This window comes from Limnofasciculus baicalensis BBK-W-15 (assembly GCF_024178385.1).
GTDB classification, from domain to species: Bacteria; Cyanobacteriota; Cyanobacteriia; order Cyanobacteriales; family Coleofasciculaceae; genus Limnofasciculus; species Limnofasciculus baicalensis.
Genome location: NZ_JAMZMM010000644.1, coordinates 1 through 1,731 on the forward strand (window position 1 = coordinate 1; position 1,731 = coordinate 1,731).

A 1,731-nucleotide genomic window follows, 5' to 3' on the forward strand; every position below is an offset into this window, starting at 1 on the left:
GGGACAAGGGGGACAAGGGGGACAAGGGAGACAAGGGAGTTTTAACTCAAAACTCAAAACGGACTTCGTCCCGCTGCGCTAACAAAACTCAAAACTCTCTTCCCTACTCCCCATTCCCCACGTTATTGAAAAATTTAACTATAATTTTACTTTAATGAGCTATGAATATAGTTGAGATTTTGTATCAAAGGTGCTAATTAATTAGAGGTGAGCTTATCTTCTGCAAACAGCAATTCCGAACGTACCCACTTTAAGCGATCCCTGATTCGCCTAGAGCAGGATGTATTGCGCATGGGTGCTTTGGTGGAAACGTCCTTTCGCTTGAGTCATCAAGCAATGTTCTCACAAAATCTGGAAGCAGTTAGGGCAATTACGGCTAATGAAAGACAAATTGACCACTATTATCGTCAAATTGAGTTAGAATGCGCCACTCTCCTGACTCTAAAAGCGCCAGTTGCTCAAGACTTGCGTATTGTTAGTGCTTTCATGCAGCTAATCCGAGATTTGGAGCGGATTGGGGATTATGCTCAAGATTTAACCGAAATTTCCCTAAAATTACTCTCTTACCCACCTCATCCTTCCCTACCAGAAATTGAGGTAATGTCTCATCACGCTCAAGCGATGCTGGCAGTGAGTTTGAAATCTTTGGCAGATTTAGATGCTAATGCAGGGGGATCTGTAAAAATCCTAGATGATAAAGTAGACGATGCCTATGACCGAGTTTATCAGACTTTGGCCTATCAGCGCGATATCAAAGGAGTGGTTGAACCAATTGTATTATTAGTTTTGGCAATTCGTCACATTGAACGGATGGCAGATCATGCAACTAATATTGGTCAACGAGTTAGCTATATTGTCACAGGGTATCGCGGGTAATGGGTAGGTATATGTGAGATGTACTCCATTGAGTCGCAAGCAATATACAGCTCTTTCCAAGGATGTGAGGTACAGAGAAACCCGGTTTCTTAAAGAAACCCGGTTTCTGGGGTGTACGTCATAAACCTGTAATCGGCTACATATATCGACACCGACGCTATCGCCCCATAAAACCCTCTGCGTACCTCTGTGATACCTCTGCGCACCTCTGCGTTAAAAAAACCAAATCTATAACCCCCGCCAAAAACATCCTACATGCGGGCACAATTTCCCATTATCAAAAATACCACAAAATTAGACTCAATGTCAACACCCATTAGCCCCATTTCTCAACAGCACGACGTAGCGCCCCATCAGGTAATTTATCGAGAGCAAAAGACTTACCATCCTTCACTCTTTCCAGGGCTTCAAAAAATGCCTTAACCCCAGCGGCAGGAGAATCGGGATGATCCATAATACCAGTACCCGCATTCAGGATAACATCTTGACCGTAATGGGCTAAAACTTGAGGGACAATACCAGGATGAATACCAGCAGAAGGCACAGGAAAAACATTGCGCGATCGCAAAATATCTCGAATGCGCAATTCTTCCACCGGATCAAATGGTAAACTGCCATAATGGGCGGGATATAGCACAGCATCCGCACCACCATGAGCCATCAAAGTTCCCAATACCACCGAATAAGCCATCCCATAATTAGGCGCAGCACAAAAAGCACCTGCTAAAGCAGGATGAGCAAAGATGGGGACATTAATTTCCGAGTCAGTAGAGAGAGCATCGAGGATAGAAAATCCGTAAGTTAGCTTTCTTCGCCGGAAGCCTCACGCCATATTTGTACTCAAATTGGCGTGAG

General features: G+C 44.2%; 1 protein-coding gene and 1 pseudogene. One reads left to right on the forward strand and one right to left on the reverse strand.

All coding sequences use genetic code 11. The features are described 5' to 3' along the window. The first annotated feature begins 207 nt into the window (after positions 1-207). Positions 208-876, forward strand: coding sequence for a phosphate signaling complex protein PhoU (gene phoU / locus NJ959_RS29090; RefSeq protein ID WP_254015244.1), 669 nt, complete (start codon positions 208-210; stop codon positions 874-876). Positions 877-1,192: 316 nt separating this feature from the next. Here phoU and NJ959_RS29095 read toward each other — a convergent pair. Continuing rightward, positions 1,193-1,681 (reverse strand): annotated as a pseudogene (locus NJ959_RS29095) (RuBisCO large subunit C-terminal-like domain-containing protein); the annotation flags it as partial. Between the last annotated feature and the right edge of the window lie 50 nt (positions 1,682-1,731).